Raw genomic sequence first — 959 nt, forward strand, 5'->3', positions numbered from 1 at the left:
GGGCTCTCGCCCGAACCTTTCGCCGAGTTCCGTGCCGGCGCCCACGCCAGACCATACCCAGCCTCGCCAGACCATACCCAGCCTGACACGCCGCAAACGGCAGTGGCCGATGTCGTCGGGCGCTTGCTCAACATCCCCGCCAAAACTCGGCTTTCTCAACGACCCCACGATGCAGGTCTGGACGATCGCTTGCGGAAAGACCGCGTTGATCGCCTCGGGGAAGCCTTTCAGCCCGTCTACGACGGCGATGAGGACATCCTCGACGCCGCGGTTTTTCAGCTCATTCATCACCCGCAACCAGAACTTGGCGCCCTCGGTCGTCTCGATCCAGATGCCGAGGATGTCCTTCGTGCCGTCGGCCTGGACGCCGAGCGCGAGGTAGACGGCTTTGTTGCGGACAAGGCCCTCGTCSCGGATCTTAACCCGCATCGCGTCGAAGAAGATCAGCGGGTAGCTCGCCTCCAGCGGCCGGTTCTGCCACTCCGTCACCGTCTCCAGCACCGCGTCGGTCACCGTCGAGATCAGATCCGGCGAGACGTCGAGGCCGTAGATCTCAAGCAGATGGCCCTGGATCTCCCGGACGCTCATACCGCGGGCGTACATCGAGATGATCTTCGCGTCGAAACCGGGAAACCGACGCTGGTACTTGGCGATCAACTGGGGATCGAACGTCCCCTCGCGATCACGCGGAATCCGGAGTTCCAGCTTCGAGCTCTCGCCCAGCACCGTCTTCTTCGAATAGCCGTTGCGGCGATTGGGCTTTCCGGCAGCCGCCTCGCCGTCGAGGTGATCGTCCAGTTCCGCCGACAAGACCCGGTTCGCCAGCGCCTTCTTCAGCTCATCGACAAGCCCATCCTTGGCGAAAACATCGCGCGGATCACGTCCCGCAAGCAACTGATCCAGTGTGTCCTTCTTGATGACCATGAGCGCCCTCCATCGGCGTCACTATGGCCCCGGAC

The 959-nt window shown here is 62.9% G+C and carries 1 protein-coding gene; it reads right to left on the reverse strand.

Annotated elements, in window-relative coordinates; translation table 11 throughout:
• Positions 1-924 (reverse strand): IS256 family transposase (locus tag AC1DRP_RS36680; protein ID WP_476771153.1); only part of this gene is annotated, 924 nt, incomplete at its 3' end.
• Positions 925-959: the final 35 nt, after the last annotated feature.

The sequence above is a fragment of the Allobosea sp. 01N443 genome (genome assembly GCF_056399325.1).